The sequence below is a fragment of the Lysinibacillus sp. CTST325 genome (genome assembly GCF_054665055.1).
In genome coordinates, this window is the sequence record NZ_BAAFHO010000018.1 from 14,824 (window position 1) to 36,589 (window position 21,766).

General features: G+C 37.9%; 14 protein-coding genes, 1 pseudogene and 1 riboswitch. Of the genes and pseudogenes, 8 read left to right on the forward strand and 7 right to left on the reverse strand.

All coding sequences use genetic code 11. The features are described 5' to 3' along the window. The first annotated feature begins 383 nt into the window (after positions 1-383). On the forward strand, positions 384-1,889 hold the full coding sequence (locus ACYQ73_RS25030; protein WP_460014930.1) for a catalase: 1,506 nt from the start codon (positions 384-386) through the stop codon (positions 1,887-1,889). A 439-nt stretch (positions 1,890-2,328) separates the two neighbouring features. Here the strand turns inward: ACYQ73_RS25030 and thiC are convergent, their stop codons facing one another. Together thiC and ACYQ73_RS25040 are read right to left on the reverse strand one after the other, a co-directional pair. Continuing rightward, positions 2,329-4,107: a phosphomethylpyrimidine synthase ThiC gene (gene thiC / locus ACYQ73_RS25035; protein WP_460014931.1), complete on the reverse strand. Its 1,779-nt coding sequence runs from the start codon at positions 4,105-4,107 to the stop codon at positions 2,329-2,331. 323 nt (positions 4,108-4,430) lie between these two features. Further along, positions 4,431-4,545: riboswitch (TPP riboswitch) on the reverse strand. Between the two features lie 244 nt (positions 4,546-4,789). Beyond that, positions 4,790-5,719, reverse strand: coding sequence for an AEC family transporter (locus ACYQ73_RS25040; RefSeq protein ID WP_460014932.1), 930 nt, complete (start codon positions 5,717-5,719; stop codon positions 4,790-4,792). A gap of 394 nt (positions 5,720-6,113) precedes the next feature. On the opposite strand from ACYQ73_RS25040, the gene ACYQ73_RS25045 reads away from it, so the two are divergent. Then, on the forward strand, positions 6,114-8,021 hold the full coding sequence (locus ACYQ73_RS25045; RefSeq protein WP_460014933.1) for an S-layer protein: 1,908 nt from the start codon (positions 6,114-6,116) through the stop codon (positions 8,019-8,021). A 62-nt stretch (positions 8,022-8,083) separates the two neighbouring features. Here the strand turns inward: ACYQ73_RS25045 and ACYQ73_RS25050 are convergent, their stop codons facing one another. Further along, a complete protein-coding gene (locus ACYQ73_RS25050; protein WP_460014934.1) occupies positions 8,084-8,209 on the reverse strand; it encodes a HepT-like ribonuclease domain-containing protein in 126 nt (41 codons plus the stop codon). A 17-nt stretch (positions 8,210-8,226) separates the two neighbouring features. Then, positions 8,227-8,712 carry a type VII toxin-antitoxin system MntA family adenylyltransferase antitoxin gene (mntA, locus tag ACYQ73_RS25055; RefSeq protein ID WP_460014935.1) on the reverse strand — a complete coding sequence of 162 codons (486 nt, stop codon included), beginning with the start codon at positions 8,710-8,712 and terminating at the stop codon, positions 8,227-8,229. Positions 8,713-9,313: 601 nt separating this feature from the next. Here mntA and ACYQ73_RS25060 point away from each other — a divergent pair. From ACYQ73_RS25060 to ACYQ73_RS25075, 4 genes are all read left to right on the forward strand, one after another. After that, entirely contained in the window at positions 9,314-10,615 is a 1,302-nt protein-coding gene (locus tag ACYQ73_RS25060) for a hypothetical protein (RefSeq protein WP_460014936.1), read from the forward strand. A 434-nt stretch (positions 10,616-11,049) separates the two neighbouring features. Beyond that, positions 11,050-11,304, forward strand: a complete 255-nt coding sequence (locus ACYQ73_RS25065) for a FeoA family protein (protein ID WP_460015001.1) — start codon at positions 11,050-11,052, stop codon at positions 11,302-11,304. Continuing rightward, on the forward strand, positions 11,301-12,026 hold the full coding sequence (locus ACYQ73_RS25070; protein ID WP_460014937.1) for a FeoB small GTPase domain-containing protein: 726 nt from the start codon (positions 11,301-11,303) through the stop codon (positions 12,024-12,026). Before ACYQ73_RS25065 ends, ACYQ73_RS25070 begins: the two co-directional genes overlap by 4 nt. Further along, positions 11,998-13,392 (forward strand): nucleoside recognition domain-containing protein, encoded by a 1,395-nt coding sequence (locus ACYQ73_RS25075; protein WP_460014938.1) that lies wholly within the window; start codon positions 11,998-12,000, stop codon positions 13,390-13,392. The genes ACYQ73_RS25070 and ACYQ73_RS25075 overlap by 29 nt, the downstream gene beginning before the upstream one ends. A 202-nt stretch (positions 13,393-13,594) precedes the next feature. On the opposite strand, the gene ACYQ73_RS25080 is transcribed toward ACYQ73_RS25075, so the two are convergent. Continuing rightward, a complete protein-coding gene (locus ACYQ73_RS25080; protein WP_460014939.1) occupies positions 13,595-14,575 on the reverse strand; it encodes a helix-turn-helix transcriptional regulator in 981 nt (326 codons plus the stop codon). Positions 14,576-14,645: 70 nt separating this feature from the next. Then, positions 14,646-15,779, reverse strand: a complete 1,134-nt coding sequence (locus ACYQ73_RS25085; protein WP_460015002.1) for an MFS transporter — start codon at positions 15,777-15,779, stop codon at positions 14,646-14,648. Positions 15,780-16,326: 547 nt separating this feature from the next. On the opposite strand from ACYQ73_RS25085, the pseudogene ACYQ73_RS25090 reads away from it, so the two are divergent. Then, positions 16,327-16,668 (forward strand): annotated as a pseudogene (locus ACYQ73_RS25090) (SDR family oxidoreductase); the annotation flags it as partial. A 174-nt stretch (positions 16,669-16,842) separates the two neighbouring features. Here ACYQ73_RS25090 and ACYQ73_RS25095 read toward each other — a convergent pair. Continuing rightward, complete coding sequence (locus tag ACYQ73_RS25095) at positions 16,843-21,237, reverse strand: S-layer homology domain-containing protein (protein ID WP_460014940.1); 4,395 nt, start codon at positions 21,235-21,237, stop codon at positions 16,843-16,845. A gap of 276 nt (positions 21,238-21,513) precedes the next feature. Between ACYQ73_RS25095 and ACYQ73_RS25100 the strand changes: the two genes are divergently transcribed. Then, the gene (locus ACYQ73_RS25100) at positions 21,514-21,651 is read left to right on the forward strand and encodes a hypothetical protein (protein WP_460014941.1); all 138 of its coding nucleotides are present in this window, start codon (positions 21,514-21,516) and stop codon (positions 21,649-21,651) included. Positions 21,652-21,766: the final 115 nt, after the last annotated feature.

Here is a 21,766-nt window from a genome sequence, read left to right on the forward strand (position 1 = left end):
TACGACTGAGAACTTGTGCGAAAACGTAGCGAGTAAATGCTCATCTTTTAGGGATCTCATTATCAAGTATTATTTTCAATTATCATATTCTATTTTCAATAAGAATAAATAAACAAAAGAGTTCATTTTAATTTCTTTTATTCTTGAGCTTCCTCTTCTTCACAGCTTATTTTTAAGCAATTCTCGAAAATGTTTAAAAAAACTAAATTAGTGGTAAAAGTTATTCATAACTCCTTTAAATCCAGCATATATTTATAGTTTGTATCTTACTATAAAAATTCTTTAACAATAATTATTATAATCTACTAGCAATTCTAATTTATATTTGTTATAGTTATTAATGAAGAGTTTGACTCACAATTTTCCTTAGGAGGTAAACTAATATGACAAATGAAAATAATCGTAGCCGTCGTTTTACAACAGCAGGTGGTGCTCCAGTAGTAAGCAACCACGATTCTATGTCAGCAGGTCCTCGTGGACCTCTATTACTTCAAGATGTATGGCTAGTTGAAAAACTAGCGAACTTCAACCGTGAAGTTATTCCTGAACGTCGTATGCACGCTAAAGGTTCAGGTGCATTCGGTACTTTCACTGTAACGCATGATATTACTAAATATACAAAAGCAAAAATCTTCTCAGAAGTTGGGAAAAAGACAGAGATGTTTGCACGCTTCTCCACAGTTGCAGGTGAGCGTGGTGCAGCGGATGCTGAGCGCGATATTCGTGGCTTTGCACTTAAGTTTTATACTGAAGAAGGTAACTGGGATTTAGTTGGTAACAACACACCTGTATTCTTCTTCCGTGATCCATTACACTTTACAGATTTAAACCACGTGGTAAAACGTGACCCACGTACAAATATGAAAAATGCTAATTCAAACTGGGACTTCTGGACTTTATTACCAGAGGCACTTCACCAAGTAACAATTGTTATGTCTGACCGTGGTATTCCGGCTGGATACCGCAATATGCATGGTTTCGGTTCTCACACTTATAGCTTTATTAATGCTGAAAATGAGCGCGTATGGGTTAAGTTCCACTTCCGTACAGAGCAAGACATTAAAAACTTAACTGGTGCTGAAGCTGCTGAAGTAATCAGTAATGACCGCGAATCTTCACAACGCGATCTATATGAGGCAATTGAAAAAGGCGATTTCCCTAAATGGAAAATGTACATTCAAGTAATGACAGAGGAACAAGCTCGTGAGTTACCATATAACCCATTTGATTTAACGAAGGTATGGTATAAAAAAGACTTCCCATTAATTCCTGTGGGTGAATTCGAGTTAAACAAAAATGCGGACAACTACTTTGCGGAGGTTGAGCAATCAGCATTTGCACCGTCAAACATTATTCCTGGTGTAAGCTTCTCACCAGACAAAATGTTACAGGCTCGTATCTTTGCTTATGCAGATGCACACCGCTACCGCTTAGGTGTAAACCACCACTCGCTTCCTGTAAACGCACCAAAATGCCCATTCCGTTCATTCCATCGCGATGGTGCTATGCGTTTCGATGGCAACCTTGGTTCAACTTTGGGCTATGAACCAAATAGCTACGGCGAATGGGAGCATAATTTAGACTATAAAGAACCTGAATTACGTATTGACGGTAATGCTGGTATCCACGACTTCCGTGAAGACGACAACAACTACTTCGAGCAGCCAGGTAAATTATTCCGTCTAATGACTGCCGAAGAGCAACAACGCCTATTCGAAAATACGGCTAATGATATGGCGCCAGTTGAAGAATTCATCAAACGTCGTCACATCCTTCACTGCTATTTAGCTGATCCAGCATATGGTGAAGGTGTAGCAAAAGCTATGGGTCTTTCATTAGAAGGTATGGATCTTTCAAACCCATACGTAAAACAACCTACTAACGTTTAATTCTCCACATATTCCAACTATTATTGATATCCAAATCCAACTTTTTACTCCATGTGAAGGGCAACTTCACATGGAGCTTTTTTATCTTAATGACAAATTGAGGGCTCTTCACCATAATGTGTGGTTGATTTACGTTCCGGCAGGGCGCTTTGCCGCTGACACTTCGCTTTCGCGCAGAGCAGAGCTTCCTGGGGGCGTCCGATGAGCCGCTTCACTTCGCTGCAGGGTCTCGGGCCAACACGATGTTGGTCACGAAGGCGTTATCACAGGACGTGATGGTTTTAGCCTTCGTTCCCCTATCGCTGATCCCCAAGGAGTCGCCCAGCCTCCACTCCAATCAACTTAAATACAAGCGTAGGTTTTAACAAATGTCATCCACCACCTTTGGAGGTAAACCAAAATAAGGCTTGTGCCTATAGACACAAGCCCGCTTTACTAATTATTGATAAATTTGACTGCCTGCCTTTTTAAATTCCTCAGCCTTTTCCTGCATACCTTTGTGGATCGCTTCAGTCGTATTTAAATCTTGATCTTTTGCATAATTACGAATATCTTGTGAGATTCTCATACTACAAAACTTAGGTCCACACATTGAACAGAAGTGCGCAGTTTTCGCTCCTTCTGCAGGCAATGTTTCATCATGGTATTCGACTGCACGCTCTGGATCTAACGAAAGATTGAATTGATCGCGCCAGCGGAATTCAAATCGTGCCTTAGATAGTGCATCGTCACGCTGCTGTGCTCCCGGATGCCCTTTCGCTAAATCTGCCGCGTGTGCAGCAATTTTATACGTAATAACCCCTACACGAACATCCTCACGATTTGGTAAGCCGAGATGCTCTTTAGGCGTCACGTAACATAGCATTGCCGTACCATACCAACCTATCATCGCAGCACCAATAGCCGATGTAATATGGTCGTAGCCAGGAGCAATATCTGTTGTCAACGGCCCTAAAGTATAGAAAGGAGCTTCTTTACATACCTCTAACTGCTTATCCATATTTTCTTTAATAAGATGCATTGGCACATGCCCTGGTCCTTCTACCATCACCTGGACATCATGCTTCCAGGCAATTTGCGTTAATTCCCCTAGCGTTTCTAGCTCCGCAAACTGAGCCTCATCATTTGCATCTGCAATAGAACCAGGACGTAAACCATCACCTAAAGAGAAGGCAACATCATAGGTTTTCATAATTTCGCAGATTTCTTCAAAATGAGTATATAAGAAGCTCTCTTGATGGTGATATAAACACCATTGCGCCATAATCGAGCCTCCTCGAGACACTATGCCTGTTACGCGATTAGCCGTTAATGGCACATAGCGTAGCAATACCCCTGCATGAATCGTGAAGTAATCTACACCTTGCTCAGCCTGTTCGATTAACGTATCACGATACACTTCCCACGTTAAATCCTCTGCCACACCATTTACTTTTTCTAGCGCTTGATAAATCGGTACCGTTCCTACTGGCACCGCGGCGTTACGGATAATCCATTCACGTGTCGTATGAATATGCTTACCAGTAGATAAATCCATAATGTTATCGGCACCCCAGCGTGTAGCCCACGTCATTTTTTCTACCTCTTCTGCAATAGAAGATGACACCGCTGAATTTCCAATATTGGCGTTAATTTTTACGTGGAAGTTACGCCCAATAATCATCGGCTCTGCCTCAGGGTGATTAATATTAGATGGCAAAATAGCACGGCCTGCCGCGATCTCTGAGCGCACAAATTCTGGGTCCATATTTTCGCGTATCGCTACAAATTCCATTTCTGGAGTAATAATTCCCTTTCGTGCATAGTGAAGCTGTGTTACATTTTTACCTTTCTTTGCACGTAAAGGCTTTCTAGATAATTCCGGAAAAACATTTTCATTCATTCGTGGATCATCAGCTTTGCGGAATCCATTATCTTCTGGCTTAATAGTACGGCCTTCATATTCTTCAACGTCACCGCGTTCTTTGATCCATGCACTACATAAAGCTGGCAATCCTTTCGTAATATCCACCTTATACGCAGGATCGGTGTAAGGGCCACTCGTATCATAAACACGTACTGGTGCATTTTCCTCTTCACCAAAGCTTCCTGTCGTTGGACTTAGAGCAATTTCACGCATTGGCACTAAAATATCTGATCGAGATCCTTCTACGTAAACTTTTTTACTTCCTTCAAAACTAGACATAATCGTAATATTCTTGTCGCTAACTGTTGTCATAAACTACTTCGCTCCCTTTTTCATTTATACAAGGACCGAATCTAGCTCACCCCAACAGAAAATCAATTTCGCCTTGGCGTAATTGCGTCCGGATTTTGAATTGTGCCCGCACAATTCATTCCTTTGAAAATCCGTGACATCCGCCGGAGGCTTTGTCTTCATTCAGCAGGTGTTTGACGCCCACTGATAAGGAATCTTAACCGCATTCATCTCATCACCTTCAAAGATAGGACTTTTTCGCTGAATGAAGACAAAAGCCGAATCCAAAAAGTTTTGGATCCGGCTAAGAATGTAAAGGTTTAGTTATTGCAAATAACATTGAGTGCAATAATGGTTAACTTTCCCACGCTGGTATGAGCCAGATCAGGTCCAAAGGGTCAAGAAACTTCTATGCGTCTCCCTCTCAGCCTGACTCATCAGACTCCCCTAGTTAATACTATTAAGTTTGATGCTAGTGTAGCAGATATTGTTAAGAGATGGAAGCTTCATTTGATTATTTTTGGCTTATTCACCAAGAGTCAGCGTCAGATGAGACTCTGGAGCGCACGCATGCGAAGCAGCTCAACATTTGATGAATTCATTTTTATATGAATCCATTGAAGATTTATCGGAACAAAATCTTGTTTTATCGGAACAATTTCAGTTTTTATCAACTATGGGCAATCAAATGAGCGCCCAACCGTTAGGTAAACAACAGCTCCGCTACGTAAATCACAATCGTCACTGTAATACAGCTCACCATCGTTGAAAATAAAACTGTTTGTGCAGCAGTTGCCGATTCGACGTCATATTCTAATGCCAAACTAGAGCTATTTCGCGATGTCGGGAACGAACTAGCTATAAAAAGTGATTGTGCCACGACACCGTCAAGACCAAGCGCAAAAATGATAAGCAATGCTACGGCTGGTCCTATGACTAGTCGTGTAAAACAGCTAATGAATACCATCTTATTGAACATGGATTTGATTTCAAGCTGTGATAGTTGTGCCCCTAAAGTTATTAATGCTACAGCGATAAAGCCATCTGCCACATGGTCTATCGGAATTCTTACAAACTGCGGAATAGAGATATTAAAATAGTTCATTGCAACACCAATAATAAGTGCATGAATAATAGGCATTTTGAGGAAGTCTTTCACAATAGACATGCCCGATTTTGTTGAAGAAATTAAATTGTACAAGCCGTAAGTATAGGTCGTCATATTTTGAAATATAACGAGAATGACCTGAATCGCTACTCCAATCGGCTGGGTCACAAAAATCATTTGTGCAACTGGAATTCCATAGTTACCCGAATTAATTAGGACAACACTATTTTTAAACACCGCAGCCTCTGTTTTTACTAAGCCGAGTCCCTTTGCTAGAAAGTGACTAAGCACCATTTGGCTTCCGATAAAGAGTAGAATAAATAATGCAACTTCCCCAAGCACAGACAGCTCTATACTCGTTTCATATATATTCACAAAAACTGCTGCTGGCATGAAGCAATATGTAATAAGTTGAGATAACGCCTTTAAATTAAAGCGAAATTTCTTTTGTAAAACTGCACCAAGTACTAGAAGCACTAAAATTGGAGCTACAATTTTAAAAAAAATCATACCGAGATACACCATAGTGATGTCCCCCTTCCCTCTCCTATAGTAGTGCTGTTTTTATGCTTGGTCAATGTACTTCAAAGTTAACTCACCACTCATATCAAGGCATTTTTTCTGAACATATGGAACAATGCAGTGTCTTTAACAAGATGGTCAAAGTTATCTTTTGGAAAGTTATAGCGCTTGAAAAGAGCGCGATTTCCGCACCAAACTACCTAGTTTCGTACAAAAAAAACTGTCACTTCGCTTTCAGATTTTCTGAAATAATTAAGGATTCTTAAAAACGAACGATACAGAAAAAGGGACTACCTTTCATTTAAGTAAAATAAATAGTAAAATATACCCTTTATGTACTAAATCAGAGAAATATATGATATATTATCCATTAAATACGATGATCGGAGTGACTAAAATGAAGAATAAAGTATTAACGACTTTTATGGCAACTGCTATTACAGCAACCCTAGTATCGCCAATGTCAACTGCAGATGCTGCTTCAAATCATTCATCTTTAAACCACTCAATTCAACTTGATGGGCAGGTAGCTGCAGCCAAAGCAAAGGGACAAACGGTTACCATTAACAACGTCACTAAAGAGAAAGTACTTACATCCAATGGCCAATTTAAAATTAGTCAATCGCTGCAACCTCTCTTTAAAACAGCAAATAGCACTGCATTGAAGAATGCCCAAGCTACAATTGTGGTAAAAAACGGCGAAATTACGAGCATTACAGAACTAACATTAACTAAAGCTGGCACTGACAAAAAAGCGGTATATTTTGATGGTGGTGACGCACAGATTGAAGGAAGCCTAACTGTAAATGCGGATTATGTAAAAGTTCAAAATGTAAATATTAAAGATGAGCTTATTGTAACTAATCGTGTAAAGAAGGCCATTACATTTGATAACGTTGTTATTGGGGATACAATTACTTTTAAGCCTTTATTGACTAGAAATATTAATTGGTTAAATGTTTCCCTAAAAGATATTAAATCTCCAAACATTAACTTGGAGCGCACAAAAGTAAATGTGACTTCTGACAAAGCTATTTCAAAAATCGATGTAGTTGGTAAAGTTACAGCATTTGAAGTTAAAGCCAATATTGATAAGCTTACAATCGATGTTGAGAAAGATTTTAGCCTTTACGGAGAAGGTAAAATTGAGCAAGTGATTGTCAAGCACGGGGCAAAAGTGGCATTAGATTCAGGACATCTAATTAACAAGGTGCAGGTGGATGATAAAAAAGCCTCCGTGATATTACCTGTGGTGAATAAAACTGAGCTTAGTAATTTAGTAGCTATACCTCCATACGTTGCCGTATCTGTTAATGGATATGACGTTTTAACAACTGAAAAATGGACGACGCAGGCTGAACGTACAGCATTCGAATCTGCCGTAAGCAGTGCAAGAGTAGTAGCTAATAATTCCAACGCCTCTCAAGAACAAGTAAACAATGCTATTACACAATACAGGATTGCATTAACCGTTTATCAAGCTGTGCAAAAAAGCGGAACAAAATATGTTTATGGCGATAAGTCTTCATTACAATCGACGATTAATTCTATACAGTATGTAACGGTTTCTTGGAACAATGGTAATGATGTAGCATCATATGTACCTTGGACGACGCAAAGTGAGAAGGATGCTCTTACCTCTGCCGTTTCATCGGCTCAGTACGTTGTAAACAATACCTATGCAACGCAGTCTGATATCACAAATGCTATTAGCAATTTAAATTACGCTATCACAGTTTATAAGAACGCGCAAAAATATGGTACTTATCAATACAATGCCGACCGATCTGACCTTTTATCACTTATTAACTCTGTTCAGTATGTAACCGTTTCTGTGAATGGATCTGAACTGGCCTCCAATGTAATTTGGACGACACAAAGTGAAAAAGACGCTCTAGTTTCTGCTGTTTCATACGCACAAAATACTGCAAATAATAGCTCTTCGTCTCAATCAGATATTTCGTATGCCTATACTCACTTATATAGTGCCATTTCAACATATAGAGGTAATTATAAATCAGGTGCGAATTATTGGAATTACGTTGATAAATCTTGGCTAAAGTCACTCATTAATTCTGTTCAGTATGTAAAAATTTCTGCGAATGGAGATGGCTCTGATATCCCCTATTATGAATGGTGGACAACAGAACGAGAAAAACGGGACCTAGAAAAAGCAGTTGAACACGCCCAATCTGTTGTTAATAACTCCTATGCTTCTTCGTACGAGGTAACAGATGCTATTAACAGTTTAGACAAGGCCATCAAAATCTATAAAGATGTCCAAAGTCCAGGTAAACAACGATAAATATTCTTCTATTATAATTCAAAAACAACAGGCTAGAAAATCTCTATAGCCTGTTGTTTCTTTTATATAAGCAATATCGCCTCTGCATAGGTTTTAAAATCACTTAAATGCTTCTCGATAATTGCTTGGAGTATAGTTAATTCAAGAGCTTGATAATCGTGCACAGCGATATTTCGGAATCCTACCATATTTATTAATGTTTTTGCTATGCATGGTCAATAATGGCGTTTTCCTCAAGAAACTTAAATGCTTCTCTACTCGTTTTAGATAAACCAAGCTTTAAATCACTAACAAAATGTATGACCAAATCAATACTAGCTTCACACGCACGTTGTTCATTTAATGTCAGATACATTGATAGAGCTTTCATTCGTTCTTTAACAAAGGCGTTTTCATCTTGGCAATCAATAACCATACCACTTGAAAAAATTTGCGCTGCAAACACTGTATCAACCGTCCTCATATCGATTAAATCAACATCAATATTACAAGCCTGTGCAATTTCTCCGGCTAATAGAAAACGTTCATAACCTGAGAGCGGTTTATTTGCAAAATACGCAATATCTAAATCACTATCTTCACGTGCCGAACCCCGCGCATAAGAACCAAAAACAATAACAAAGGCTGGATTAACAGCTGTTGCTAACTTTTCAACAACTACCTTCTGCCAGTTTCGTTGCAAATTAAACACCCCGCTCCTTCTTAGGATCATTATAACAAACTCTATCCTTTATGAGGTTTCTAACCGTTTGTTTCGGGATTCTATCTTGCAGTTTTGCAGTTCTATCCATCACTTTGCAGGCTCTATCCATCATTCTTACAGTTCTATCCGTCATTTTGCAGGTTCTATCCATCTCTATTGAAAAGCGACCTCTTACCTTTCATATTCTCATAAGTACATAAGACACAAAATGTTTTAAAAAAACGCACAACCTATCTACCTATTCACTCAAAATATACATAAAAAAATCCTAATATATGATAAAATTGGTTTATCATATTCAGCAGAAGTCCCTACCTCAAAAGTTGTGGTATGAATCGAATGTAGTTCCATGTCAATAAATGCCCAAACACCTGCTGAATGAAGATAAAGCCTCCGGCGGATGTCACGGATTTTGAAAGGAGTGAATTGTGTGAGCACAATTCAAAATCCAGACTCAATTAAGCCAAGGCGAAATTGATCAACATATATTAGGATATTCTCAAGGCAATCAAAGATTTCATCTAGGACAAAAATCCCGATGAATTACTATGACACTTATCAAAAAACCAATTAGGAGGTTTCCCATATTATGAAAAACAAAAGAAAACTAGCCTTCCTCGCCCTAGTTGCGGCCCCTTCACTAATCTATGCTGCACCTACTACGTCAGCATCGGCTGCTGATATTACAGGACAGGTAAAAACTGCTTACATATACGATAATACTTATTACTACAACTATAAGGTTTCGAATGTTGTTCGACTTATTTCGAATATTAATGATACAGCCGCTTCATTCCAAGCGACTTTAGAGACAGCTAGCAAGGCATACGATGAGTTGACTGCAACGGAACAACAGTACGTCACGAATTATTCAACGCTGTCAAATCATAAACAGACGAAAGTAGCGTATCGTAAGCTTGCTGATCAAATTGAAGAGAAATTAGCTTCAGTGGAATCGACTTCTGTTAATTACTACCAAAACGTTATGGAAACAAAAGATTGGTACAATACGTTAAATGCAGCGCAAAAGACCTTTGTAAGTGCGGAATCACAAAGAATACTGACATCCTATATCTCACCAAACACATCTATCGATAAAGTGGTCAATAAAATCCAATTATTAAACTCTTCTCGCATTACCTTTCATCAAGATGTAGCTGATGCTAGAGCTGAGCTTAATGCACTACGCAGACATACAAACGTCTCATTACCTGCTGGTGTCGAAAAGATGTTGTTAGATGCTGAACAGCTTGTTGTAAAGGATAAGGCGGCGGCTAAGGAAGTAGAAAATGCCATTGCAGATTTATCGCCTAAAACATCCACTGCCCAAGATGTACAGGCAGTGAAAACAGCCTTCGAAGCTTTAACGCCTGTGCAACAGCAGCTTGTGCCAAACGTCTGGACTTTAGTAGACTTTGTAGATGGAAAATATGATCTACCGACTAAAGGGAACGGGACTAAAACTCCAGTTTTATCGGATACTGCAGCTGTACCTGGTAAAATCACAGCTATGACTAGAAACAAAAATACCTATACAGCAAAAATAAACGTTGCAGATTCGGAAAATAGTACAGAGCGCTTCGTTTTAACAACAAAATCCAATATGACTGTTATTATTCCACCGCTAGGAACTCTTCTTAATGAGGATACTGGTATTATGGAAATTCAAATTACACGAAATTTGAATCGTATCACATTCGAGGCAACATTAAATAAAAAACCAGTTGAATTTGAGGCTGATATGGAAATAATCATCAATAATCTATCGCCGAATGCCTCCATCGTTCGTACCTATGACTTTGGCGAACAAGAACCTGCTGATTACACAATAGAAGGAAATCGTCATTTCATTCAAACAAAGACATCTGGTTCATTCCAAATTATTAGATAGTAATCCACTTTTAATTTCCAGTAAAGAAAAAACCATAACCCTCTGCTAATTTCGCAAAAGGTTATGGTTTTTTTGCTCTGCTATTGCTTCTTCACAGTGAACCTCTTCTTTCAAAAATTCAATGGGCACCTGTAACGAAATCCCACTTACATTAATACATCATAAAGAGGACCTTTTCATATCATTTCATCAACAACTTTGCACTACTTAGTATTCCAATCAGCCCCCTTTATTAACATTTCTTGGTCCAACAACTGATTAGACAATGCATCTTTCTTCCCTTCATCAGAACGTTCTTTTCTTGCGTTCTTTCAAAAAAATCCAGGTAACTATTGACAATTGTCATAAAACAGGGATAATCAATAATAAAGTTTCCTCAGAGAAACATTATGAAGTTAAGGAAATATTATTATGGAAAGGAACAAAAAATTCGTATGAGAAAAATATTGAAACCACTTTCTGAATGCTCATTTGGAGATTGCTTTTTAATAAAAGAAATTAATATTAAGGGTCCTCTTAGAAGAAGATTATTAGATTTAGGCTTTGTGAAAGAAGCAGAAATCTCTGTTCTTCGCAAAAGTCCTTTAGGCGACCCTGTTGCTTATCGCGTAAGCAATACGACGATTGCATTACGCAATGATGAAAGCTCTATGATTTTGGGCGAAATTGTTAGGGGGAATACAGAGTGAGAGTTAATAGAATAGCTTTAGCGGGAAATCCAAATACCGGTAAAAGTACATTATTTAATACATTAACAGGATTGAAACAGCATACTGGGAACTGGCCAGGAAAAACAGTTGTTCATGCAGAAGGATCTTTTGAACACAAAGGAGACCAATATGTACTCGTGGATTTACCCGGGACCTATTCTCTATTTTCCAATTCAGCAGATGAAGAAGTCGCAAGAGACCATATTGTTTTTGACCAACCGGATGCAACGATTGTTGTGCTTGATGCAACATCATTAGAGAGAAATTTAAATCTTGCGCTCCAAGTTTTAGAAATGACAAATAACGTCATCATTTGTATCAATTTAATTGATGAAGCGGAGAAAAAGGGTATTCGAATTGATGACAGGAGATTAGCTCGTGAACTAGGAGTCCCAGTCGTAAAAATATCGGCAAGAAATAAAAAAGGTATCAATCGACTGTTGGATACATTAAGTCAACTGGTGAATGGGACAATTGTGACAACTCCGTATCGCATGAAATATTCGAAAGAAATAGAGGAAGCCATTACAAAGATAGAATCGAAATTAGAAGGTTATTTTGATGAAAAATATCCATCAAGATGGGTCGCCCTTCGCTTACTTGACGGTGATGAGGAATTGATCTTAAAACTGCAAAATCATAAGAATAATAAACAGCACGAGGTGAGAACGAATGGAGTCCCAGTCAGTGTTAAATCATAATTCACTTAAGGGTATTTTAGCTGAAGTGAACGAGGTTTCGAATGAGGATATTCGAGATGAAATCGTTAGTGATATTTATACTAAAAGCAAATCTTTGTGTAAAAAAGTAGTATCGCAGCAACCTGCAATGTACCGATCTGATAAATTAGATGAAATTTTCACATCCCGCATTTGGGGATTCCCTATTATGCTTATCTTGCTTGGGACTGTCTTTTACATTACTATTGCTGGCGCAAACGTACCATCTAATATGTTAGCGAGCTTATTTGGCTATTTAGAGGGCCAGCTTACGAGTCTTTTTGAGACAATGCGCGCACCGGAATGGCTACACGGTATTTTAGTTCTTGGGCTATTTAGAGGAACAGGTTGGGTTATCAGTGTTATGCTACCGCCAATGGCTATATTCTTCCCTATGTTCGCTCTATTAGAAAACTACGGTTATCTACCACGTGTAGCATTTAATATGGACCGTTTATTCAAACGAGCAGGTGGGCATGGTAAGCAGTCATTAACAATGGCAATGGGCTTTGGCTGTAATGCCGCTGCTATTCTGTCAACGAGAATTATAGAATCTCCTCGTGAACGAATGTTAGCCATTTTAACGAACAATTTTGTTCCTTGTAACGGGAGATGGCCAACACTTATTTTATTAGCATCTTTATTTATGGTAACTGGCTTTTCCGGTGCAACAAGTACACTTGTAACATCGGCCATTTTAATAGGATTTGTTATGTTAGGCGTCGTTGTGACATTATCCGTTTCCTGGGTTCTTTCTAAAACAGCTTTAAAGGGTGTACCAACCCATTACACATTAGAGCTTCCACCATTCCGAAAACCTAAGTTTTGGGATACAATTTTAAGAGCAAGTATTGATAAAGCATGGAATGTATTAAAAAGAGCGGTTATTGTTGCAGCGCCTGCCTCTATTTTAACTTGGGTATTCGCCAATATTTACGTTGGTGATACGAGCATTCTAATGCATTTTGTTAACTTTTTAGAGCCGTTTGGTCACGCTCTTGGTATGGATGGCTTTATTATGGCTGCATTTATTCTTGGGCTACCAGCCAATGAAATTGTTATCCCTATCCTAATTATGGCGTATTTATCTCAAGGGGCTATGCTAGAAATTGAAGATCTATCAAAGCTAAAACAAGTGTTTATCGACCAAGGCTGGACTTGGCTAACAGCTTTAAATATGATGTTATTTTCACTTCTACACTTCCCTTGCGGAACAACTTTAGTCAATATTTATAAAGAAACAAAAAGTGCAAAATGGACATTTATGTCGTTTTTAATTCCAACTGTTATTGCTATTGGCGTAACATGGCTAACAGCAACAATTGCTCGAGCGTTTGGTTGGGTGTGATGGTGGAGGGCTGGTCTTAAACCAGATATCCCTTATTTGGTATCACATATGTATTTACACCGCATAATGGCTTAATTGTTCATAAAGCGATAGAGCAAGAAACTGTAAATGGAAAGGCACTTACTAGTTATCTTTTGATACTCCCATAATAAACACCTTAAATTGATTTACTCAATTTAAGGTGTTTTTATAATCTAGGACTCTACATTCGATTAAGGTCTCTTAATATTTTTCTAGGATTAATTCCAAATCTCTCCTTAAAAATTTCCGCGAAATAACTAGGATTAGAATATCCCACTGCATTTGCAATGTCAGTTACATTCATAGTCCCTTCTTGTAATAAAAGGAATGCCTTCTCTAACCTTTTTTCTCGTAAATATCCAAACACTGTTGTTCCGAACATCTCTTTAAATCCCTTTTTTAATTTGTAATCGTTTAAACCAACTAAACGTGATAGTTCAATAAGTGTAGGAGGATTAGACATATGTTCTGTAATAATTGATTGAGCTTGCTGTATTTTGATTCTATCACTTTTTGAAAACATAACAGGACTAAGAGAATTATCAAATAGTTGAGATCGAAATGTCATTGATAATAGCTGTAATGCTCGACATTCTAGCTCTAAATTGGTCATTTTCTTACTTGCTATAGCATCTAACATTTGCTGAACAATAATTAAGGAAGATGCGTTAATTCTCTCTTGAAATAGCCTATATCGTTTTCCATCAAGAATTTTAGAGAAACTTAGGGATTCCTCACTAGTTTTACTAATTTCACTCATAAAATGATTGAAAGTTGAAACCGGAATACCAATCCCAACCATTTTATAGGATTGATTTTTATGAAACATAAAATTTGCCCCCACCTGCTCTATAAATTGAAGCGAGCATGTTCCTGAAGAAATTTCATATTCTGAGCCTGAGATGTAAACACCTCTATTACCTTGTAGACAAAGACTAAGCTCAACCATAGGCTGTTTTGTAACTATTTGCATTTGGTGCTCTCGATAAAATGAGTAATCAGATATAACCACTTCTAAATCTCGGCGAGGAATAAAACGATGTATAGCTCCTTCCTGCATATTTGGTTGGAATACAAACGGACATTCATGTACCTTTGATATTTCCAATGCATGAAAAAATTCATTAAAATTATCATGGAAATTAGTATCCAACGTGTTCATCACCATCCTTCAGTTTATTGAGAACGATTATCAATTATAACCAAAGTATAGCAAACGAACTGCGATTTAGCTATTCTTCTTTAGTAGTAAGTACCATCGATAGCAGTAAACACAAAAAGAAGATAGTAGCTCCAAAACCATACGCAGTAGCATATCCCCCAGCATATTCTATAAGCCATCCTACAAGTCCTGGCCCAATCATTTGACCGATAGCATAAAAGATAGAAATAAAACTGATCGCTGATGCCACATATTTTGCCGATACCTCCTGGCTTGCCTTCATTTGAATGAGTATAAGGACACCTCCAAGAGACGAGCCCCATATAATAGCAGACACGATAAATCCAACTACATTAGGAAATAGTATTGGAAAGATATCTCCAACAATTGACAAAAGCAACGCTGCTATTAATGCTTTTTTTACGCCTATCTTATCCGCTAGCATTCCCCATAATGGCGCACCTCCAATGGAAACGATCCCTGCAACAGCATAAATTGAGCCTGCCACTGCATTAGAAATCCCGATGTCCTTCATATAGCTTGTTTGATATAAATTCGGAATAAGATAAACAAGTCCAACGGCAAAATAAATTCCAGCTAGGAGGTATAGCTCTTTACTTCTCCAGACTTTAGTTTTTTCTTGTACAGAACCCTTTTCTGCCGAGTGTGGTGTCTTTATCACAAAAAATGCCACTAATACGACTATAATTGTGATTACCTCAAATACTAACCAAACTCCTCGCCAGCCAAACTCAGGAAAATGCTGAAGCATAAAGGGCACGATTAATCCAGACAATAGCATCCCAACTCCTGCACCACTCATTAGTAGCCCCATCACCGTCCCTCTTTTCTTTGGAAATGAGCTAACTGCTATTGATAGTAGTGGTGTATAGACGAGAGCACTACCAGCACCAGCTAAAAATAAAGAAATAGCAGCCCACCAAAAGTTCGGGATAAATATAAGACCTCCTAAACCCGCAATAACAAAGCCTCCGCCTGCCAACAGCACGTTTTTCGCTCCAATACGCATCGTCAGCATCCCAGACAGACCTACTGTAAGTAAATAACCTAAAAAGAGCATCGTACCTAATAAACCTGACTGTGATGTAGTTAATGACAGCCCTTCCTGCATAAAAGGTAATACAATCCCGTAAGCCATACGGGCAAATCCTGTAGTTGTAACGATTAATAGCATTCCGGTCATAACAAATACCCAAAAATTTTTCACTTTTCATTCCCCTTTCATTAATGAATGCCTATGATTCTTAAAATAAAGAAACTATTCAATATGTTTATTTAAGATCTCCTTTTTGATAATTTTTCTCATTTAGAAATATAGTTATCTTAATTTTTTTAGTCCAACTTCTCTACCAATAGACGGATAATAATGCGGTTTAACGGATTTTATTTTCTTTTAAACATAAAAAGAGACATCTCAATAGATTTTGAGATGTCTCTTCTGGGTACTATTTGTTCTATCAGTAATTATATACAAAGCAATAGACCTGCTTCTTATTGAACAATGGAGAGCAGGACAGGCACTACAAAAATATACTGGCCAACTAGATGACGAAAGGAAAATTAAATTCTGACGCTAGTGATTCAACAAATTAGTTGGACATTATTTGTTTTAAGTCTCTCGATCCATTCTGCAGGGTTTTTTGTCTGCTACAACAACATCGATATCGCTATATCAAATAGTTTTAAAATACTGTTTTATCAAATTTAGTGTGATTAACTAGTAAAAGATATCCTCTATGTCTGGTGTCATTGCTAATACCTCACAATGCCAATCTTCCTATAACGCATCAAAAGCTGGTGTGATTATGCTTACGAAGAGTTTAGCAATGGAATGGGCAAAGCATCATATAAAAGTGAATACAATTGCTCCAGGATACATGAAAACAGAGCTGACAAAGCCATATTTTGAACAAAGAGGAGACATGATGGATACTTGGATGAACCTAACCCCTATGGGCAGACCTGGGACACCGGATGAACTAGGTGGTATAGCGTTATACCTAGCTTCTGGGGCTTCTTCTTTTGTTACAGGAGGCGTGTTTACTGTGGATGGTGGGTATACAGCGTTGTAGTTAGAGGTAACTATATGCCTATTAAATATATATAACAGCCCTTCTGCTAAGATTTTAGCTAGGAGGGTTTTTCATTCTAAAAGATTGGAGAATTTTTAGGAAATAAGCAATTTAATATCTTTCATCAAAGTAAAAACCAAGTAGTCTTTATATGACCACTTGGTTTTTGTATGCTTATGGCGTTGTTTGGATGGCAGGGTCCTTATAGCCAACCTTCGCATAAAACTTATGGAAATTACCATACTTATCTTCCAATACAATTGTCACCCAGTCACCGTTAAAGAATTTGGCTGGATGCGTCAGCTCTTTTGTAATACGAGCAACATTTGTCGCAATTGTTCCTGTTCCTTTAGCTAATGAACTATTTGAACCATGCACAACTGTATCAATTACCTCCGCTGGTAATCTATCTTTAATAACATTAGGATCTGTTCCTGCTGTATCTGATAAGTAGTAGTACTTCAGTAACTCGCCATTTTCATAGAATTGTTGAGCAGAGCCCAGCAAATCGAAAGTCGCTTGAACTTTTCTATCGTCACCTGACGATTCAAGGTAGCTAAGTTTAATTTCCATAAACTTCGCATCCAATGTTCTGTATAGATATTGACCAGTATTAATGAACTTATGTCCTTCAAAGCCTGGAATAACAAAATCTCGAGTTTTATCATTCATTGTAACAGTAATTGTTTTATTAGCGTCACTTGGTAATTTCGGTTTAATAATGAGTTTACTATCTTTTGTAGTATCTGCTCCTACTGTATAAGACACAGGTTCGTATTTGTCTGTAACATCAATATCATTACCATTCGTGTCTTTTGTAGTAATCTTCAAGATATCTGCCAAACCAACAACAACTTTATCATCTGTACCTACAAGGCTTGATTTACCATTTTCATCACGCATAATCGTTTCACTAAACGTGATAGTAAATGTATCATCATCATTGCGGTAGATAAGTCCTGGATACTTTTTATTGTCCATAGGGGACGTCATGCCAATGCTTGGTGGTGTACCATCCGAGTAGAAATCTTGTTTCATCAAGCCTGTTGCTGATCTATCATGGTCATTATATGGATCATTCGCCTTATAAATCGTGAAATTACCATACGTATCCTCTGCTCCAACGTAAACAACATATTCAGTATGTGGCTTTAATGATACTCCTACCGCATCTACTTTTCCAGAAATACCTTTACCTATTTTAGATACAGATGGACTTGCTTTCAGTTTCGCTTCTAAATACTTCTCATCAGCTGGTGCCGTTAATTTAGCGTCTGGATTATCAATTAAATTGCCATCTTTATCTTTAATTCTCTTTTCTACAAACCAGTAATTAACTTTTGCTGTTTCGTTCGTTTCAAAACTAATCGTTGCTTTTTTATCATCATTTTCTTTTGGTTTAATATCCAAATCTCGAATTAACGGTGCTTTAACATCTCCAAATACTTCTTTAGGACCTGCTATTTTAGAAAGTTCACCACCACGATCTTTTAGTACCATGTAAACAGAATAGCTGCTAAACGGATCCAGGTTTTTTTGTTCAACAGATACAGGGAACTTTTGTGTAGCCGTTTCTAAATCTGCCGTGCCTGAGCCACGTTGAATATAAATATTTTCTCCACCAATTTGGAAGTAACCAGATTTATTAGAATCACCTGCAAATTCATTAGTAAAATCACGTTCTGTAATATTACGATCTGTTAAATACTGTTGGAAAGTCTTCGTTTCGCCATTATCGACTACTGTATCTGGTAATATCATATAGTAATACGTACCGGCCTTGTTCGGCTTGAATTCAATTTCTGCTCGACGGAAACCATCAGATTCATCAGCTTTATTCACCGTATTTTCTATTTTTATAACTGGCATTACAGTATCATCATGTTTATACTCCGCAGAGTTACGGATAGAGTTTCCTGGCTTCACGTTATTCGCGTTTTCAAATGCATTATCCGCTAAATCTTTAACACCAGGTAACACCGTCACACGCAATGTATCACCATTAACGAACCCTGTATCAGATGGAATTGTTAATAATACTTTTTTATCTCCAGGCTTATACTCTACAGCTGATGGTTTAATCCCTTTTTCTCCAGTTACATTAACAATAACTGTACCTGTTAACAAATAATTATTAACGTCGTTAGCACTTTTGGGATCCAATGCTTCGCTCACAGTTAGCTCAAACTGATTGTTGCTCTTTCTTACTAGCTTTCCTTGTTCCACATATGGAGGAACATTATCAAGCTCGCTCGTTTTAAATTCTTTCGCCACAGCGGGATCTTTTGAATAATTACCTGAATCATCCTTCATCACTACATAAAGTTGATACTCTGTTTCAGCCTCTAAACCTGTTAGTATTTCAGTAATTCCAAGTTTCCCTGCAACTGCCTTGCCCTTACCTGTTGGTTTAGCAACAATATCTGCAGTTGTTGGATCAGCTTGAGTCGTCTTTTTACGTACGTAGTAGTAATAGTCTCCTGGTTCACTTGCTGTAAATGTAAACTCTGCACGTGTACCGCCATGTAGAGGTGTAACTGTTAAAGATTTAACAACTGGTGGTGTTCCATCTTTCATTTGGAATGATTGTGATTTAATATCCGAAACATTTTTCGCCCCGTCAACAACCATCACATAAACAACATATTCTTTTTTCTCACCTAAATTAGTGATTTTAATAGTGTTTTTGCCCTTCACCGCTGCGCCTGTTCCACTTGCCGCATTGTCAGTGGAAATACGATTTACCATTTCCTTTTTCGTTGGTACATCGGCGCCTTTTTCACGAACAATATAGTAGTACGTTCCAACTTTATCTGAAGTAAAGTCTACCTGAACATCACTACCATTTAGAACTGCCACATTCGTAATGTCGATTAAAGGTTTTGTTTTATCAGCTGGTTTTTGATTATCAATATCGTCTTTATCGACTGGTTTACCGTCTGGATCGGTAATAGTGCCAATATTATCTTTATCCTCTAGGAAGTCGTCGAAGATATTATTCGGTGACTCGCCCTTCGGTATAATAACTTTGTCAACATACGTGTAATCTCCAAGATCCACCCAACCATATACATTATCAACGTACAGAATCCCTACGCGACCGTCTATATATAGCTCTAAATCAGTAAAGCTATTGTAGTTAATCCTGTCGATATTGCCAGTTCCGTAAATTGTTAGCTTTGTTTCTGTATCAAGATTCAGTGTGCCGATATTTCCTTGAATCTCAAATTCGCGGACATTCCTGATGATGTCTACACGTGGTAGCTTCATATTTGTTTCGATTTTTGTACCACTTTGAGAGACAACTAGGCGTGATACAGTGCTGTTATAAAATTCAATATGTTTTTCAACATTTTTCATCGTCACTTTATCTTTAGACCAGTTCACAAATGGCTTGTTTTTATCAGGATTCTTGTCGGGATTCTGATCTGTCCAATTTTGAAGATCTGTTGTCGGACCGTTATTGGACGAGGACGAACCTTCATCATTTGGATTATCTGGATTAGACCAGTTAATAAATGCCGTATTGGTGCTTGCTATCGGGCCTAGCGATAATGGCTTGTAGTAGGAAACGCCTAATTGTAAAGGTGGACGTACCGTTTCATTAACAAACATTGTGCCAGTCAATGTAACATTTGAAAATTCAATATAGTTCCCATTGACAACTATTGTCGCGCCGAAGGACTTATGATCGCCATCAAACTCTAGAAATCTTGAGCTTGTCCCGCTAGCGTTCAATGTTAGCTTCGAAACAGAGCGAATGGTTTTACCTGAAAGGTCCCCTTCAATAAGTGCACCTTTTAATACCGGGGCGTTATCTTCGTTAAAAATATGTGCGAGACTTTCCGGTACTGAGTAAGGCTCACCATTTATGTAGACATTATCGTCTTCAACACCTGTAATTTTGAAAGATGTGGCATTGCCCTTATTCTCTTGTGAACGCACAATAAAAGATGCAATTTGTCCACGTGTTACCGCATTATATGGTGAGAAAGTGACGGGTGTTGTCCCTTCTGTAATCTTTAAATCTACTAAAGTTTGAATATAGATGGCGTTGCTTGTTTGGCTAGTTACATCTTTGAAACTATTGTTGTAATTAGATGCGACCTCAAATTTAAAGCCAAGCACTAAAATTTTCGCTAATTGCCCACGTGTAATCACTTCATTGGGCATAAATGTTCCATTTGAATACCCAGCCATGATTCCTGCATTTTGTAATGCGGCTATATACTTGTAGTATTCACTGCTTTTTGGGACATCTTTAAAGTATGGATCTTGTACATTTTTTAAATCTAAGTTTAAAACAGTTGCCAGCATTTTTGCTGCTTGACCACGTGTTACATTTTGATCTGGCCGAAAGGTTCTATCTGCATACCCACTAATCGCACCTTGTGAGTATAATTTTAAAATATTGTCGTAATGGCTTGAATATTGGTCAATATCCGTGAATGGTGAATTAGCCGCAGCAGCTGCTTTTTGTGGTGGTGGTACTACAACAGCCATCCCACTAGTAGCAAAAACAGTTGCTATAAGTGCTTTATTCACTTTTTGGACTTTTGTTTTATCCATTCCACTCTTCCTTTCATCTATGTATTTGATACGTTCAAAATATCATTTTCATCATACCCTTTATATCGACAGGTAGATAGTGAACCTTCATAGATAATTTTAAAATACTGGAAGAAAATCGTTAACAAAAATAAGAAGTAAACATAAAAAAGATCCACCGGCATAACGTGAGGTTGATTTCCGTTCCGACTGGGCGACTCCTTGGGGATTAGCGTCACAGATGAGACCTTGGGTTGGGCTCTGTGGGAAAGCGTAGTGCTAACGTAGCGGCAGCAAATGTTTTATCTGTGCGAAAGCGTAGCGACAGCAACAACGAAGCGACTTGGTCGGAACATTATTGTGATGAATTCATTATTATATGTATACTTTGAAGATTTATCGGAACAAAATTTCATTTTATCGGAACAATTTTAACTTTTATCGGAACATTTTCTCGTTTTATCGGAACAATTTCAGTTTTTATCCCCATATAAAAAAGCCAAGGAGCATCGGTGCTTACTTGGCTTTAACGATATATAGGCGTACATCT

What these genes read in the sequence shown, in the direction of transcription:
- ACYQ73_RS25030 (WP_460014930.1), top strand. Translation starts at nt 384, where the DNA reads ATGACAAATGAAAATAATCGTAGCCGTCGTTTTACAACAGCAGGTGGT.
- thiC (WP_460014931.1), bottom strand. Translation starts at nt 4,107, where the DNA reads ATGACAACAGTTAGCGACAAGAATATTACGATTATGTCTAGTTTTGAA.
- ACYQ73_RS25040 (WP_460014932.1), bottom strand. Translation starts at nt 5,719, where the DNA reads ATGGTGTATCTCGGTATGATTTTTTTTAAAATTGTAGCTCCAATTTTA.
- ACYQ73_RS25045 (WP_460014933.1), top strand. Translation starts at nt 6,114, where the DNA reads ATGAAGAATAAAGTATTAACGACTTTTATGGCAACTGCTATTACAGCA.
- ACYQ73_RS25050 (WP_460014934.1), bottom strand. Translation starts at nt 8,209, where the DNA reads ATGGTAGGATTCCGAAATATCGCTGTGCACGATTATCAAGCTCTTGAA.
- ACYQ73_RS25060 (WP_460014936.1), top strand. Translation starts at nt 9,314, where the DNA reads ATGAAAAACAAAAGAAAACTAGCCTTCCTCGCCCTAGTTGCGGCCCCT.
- ACYQ73_RS25065 (WP_460015001.1), top strand. Translation starts at nt 11,050, where the DNA reads ATGAGAAAAATATTGAAACCACTTTCTGAATGCTCATTTGGAGATTGC.
- ACYQ73_RS25075 (WP_460014938.1), top strand. Translation starts at nt 11,998, where the DNA reads ATGGAGTCCCAGTCAGTGTTAAATCATAATTCACTTAAGGGTATTTTA.
- ACYQ73_RS25080 (WP_460014939.1), bottom strand. Translation starts at nt 14,575, where the DNA reads ATGAACACGTTGGATACTAATTTCCATGATAATTTTAATGAATTTTTT.
- ACYQ73_RS25085 (WP_460015002.1), bottom strand. Translation starts at nt 15,779, where the DNA reads ATGACCGGAATGCTATTAATCGTTACAACTACAGGATTTGCCCGTATG.
- ACYQ73_RS25095 (WP_460014940.1), bottom strand. Translation starts at nt 21,237, where the DNA reads ATGGATAAAACAAAAGTCCAAAAAGTGAATAAAGCACTTATAGCAACT.
- ACYQ73_RS25100 (WP_460014941.1), top strand. Translation starts at nt 21,514, where the DNA reads ATGTTTTATCTGTGCGAAAGCGTAGCGACAGCAACAACGAAGCGACTT.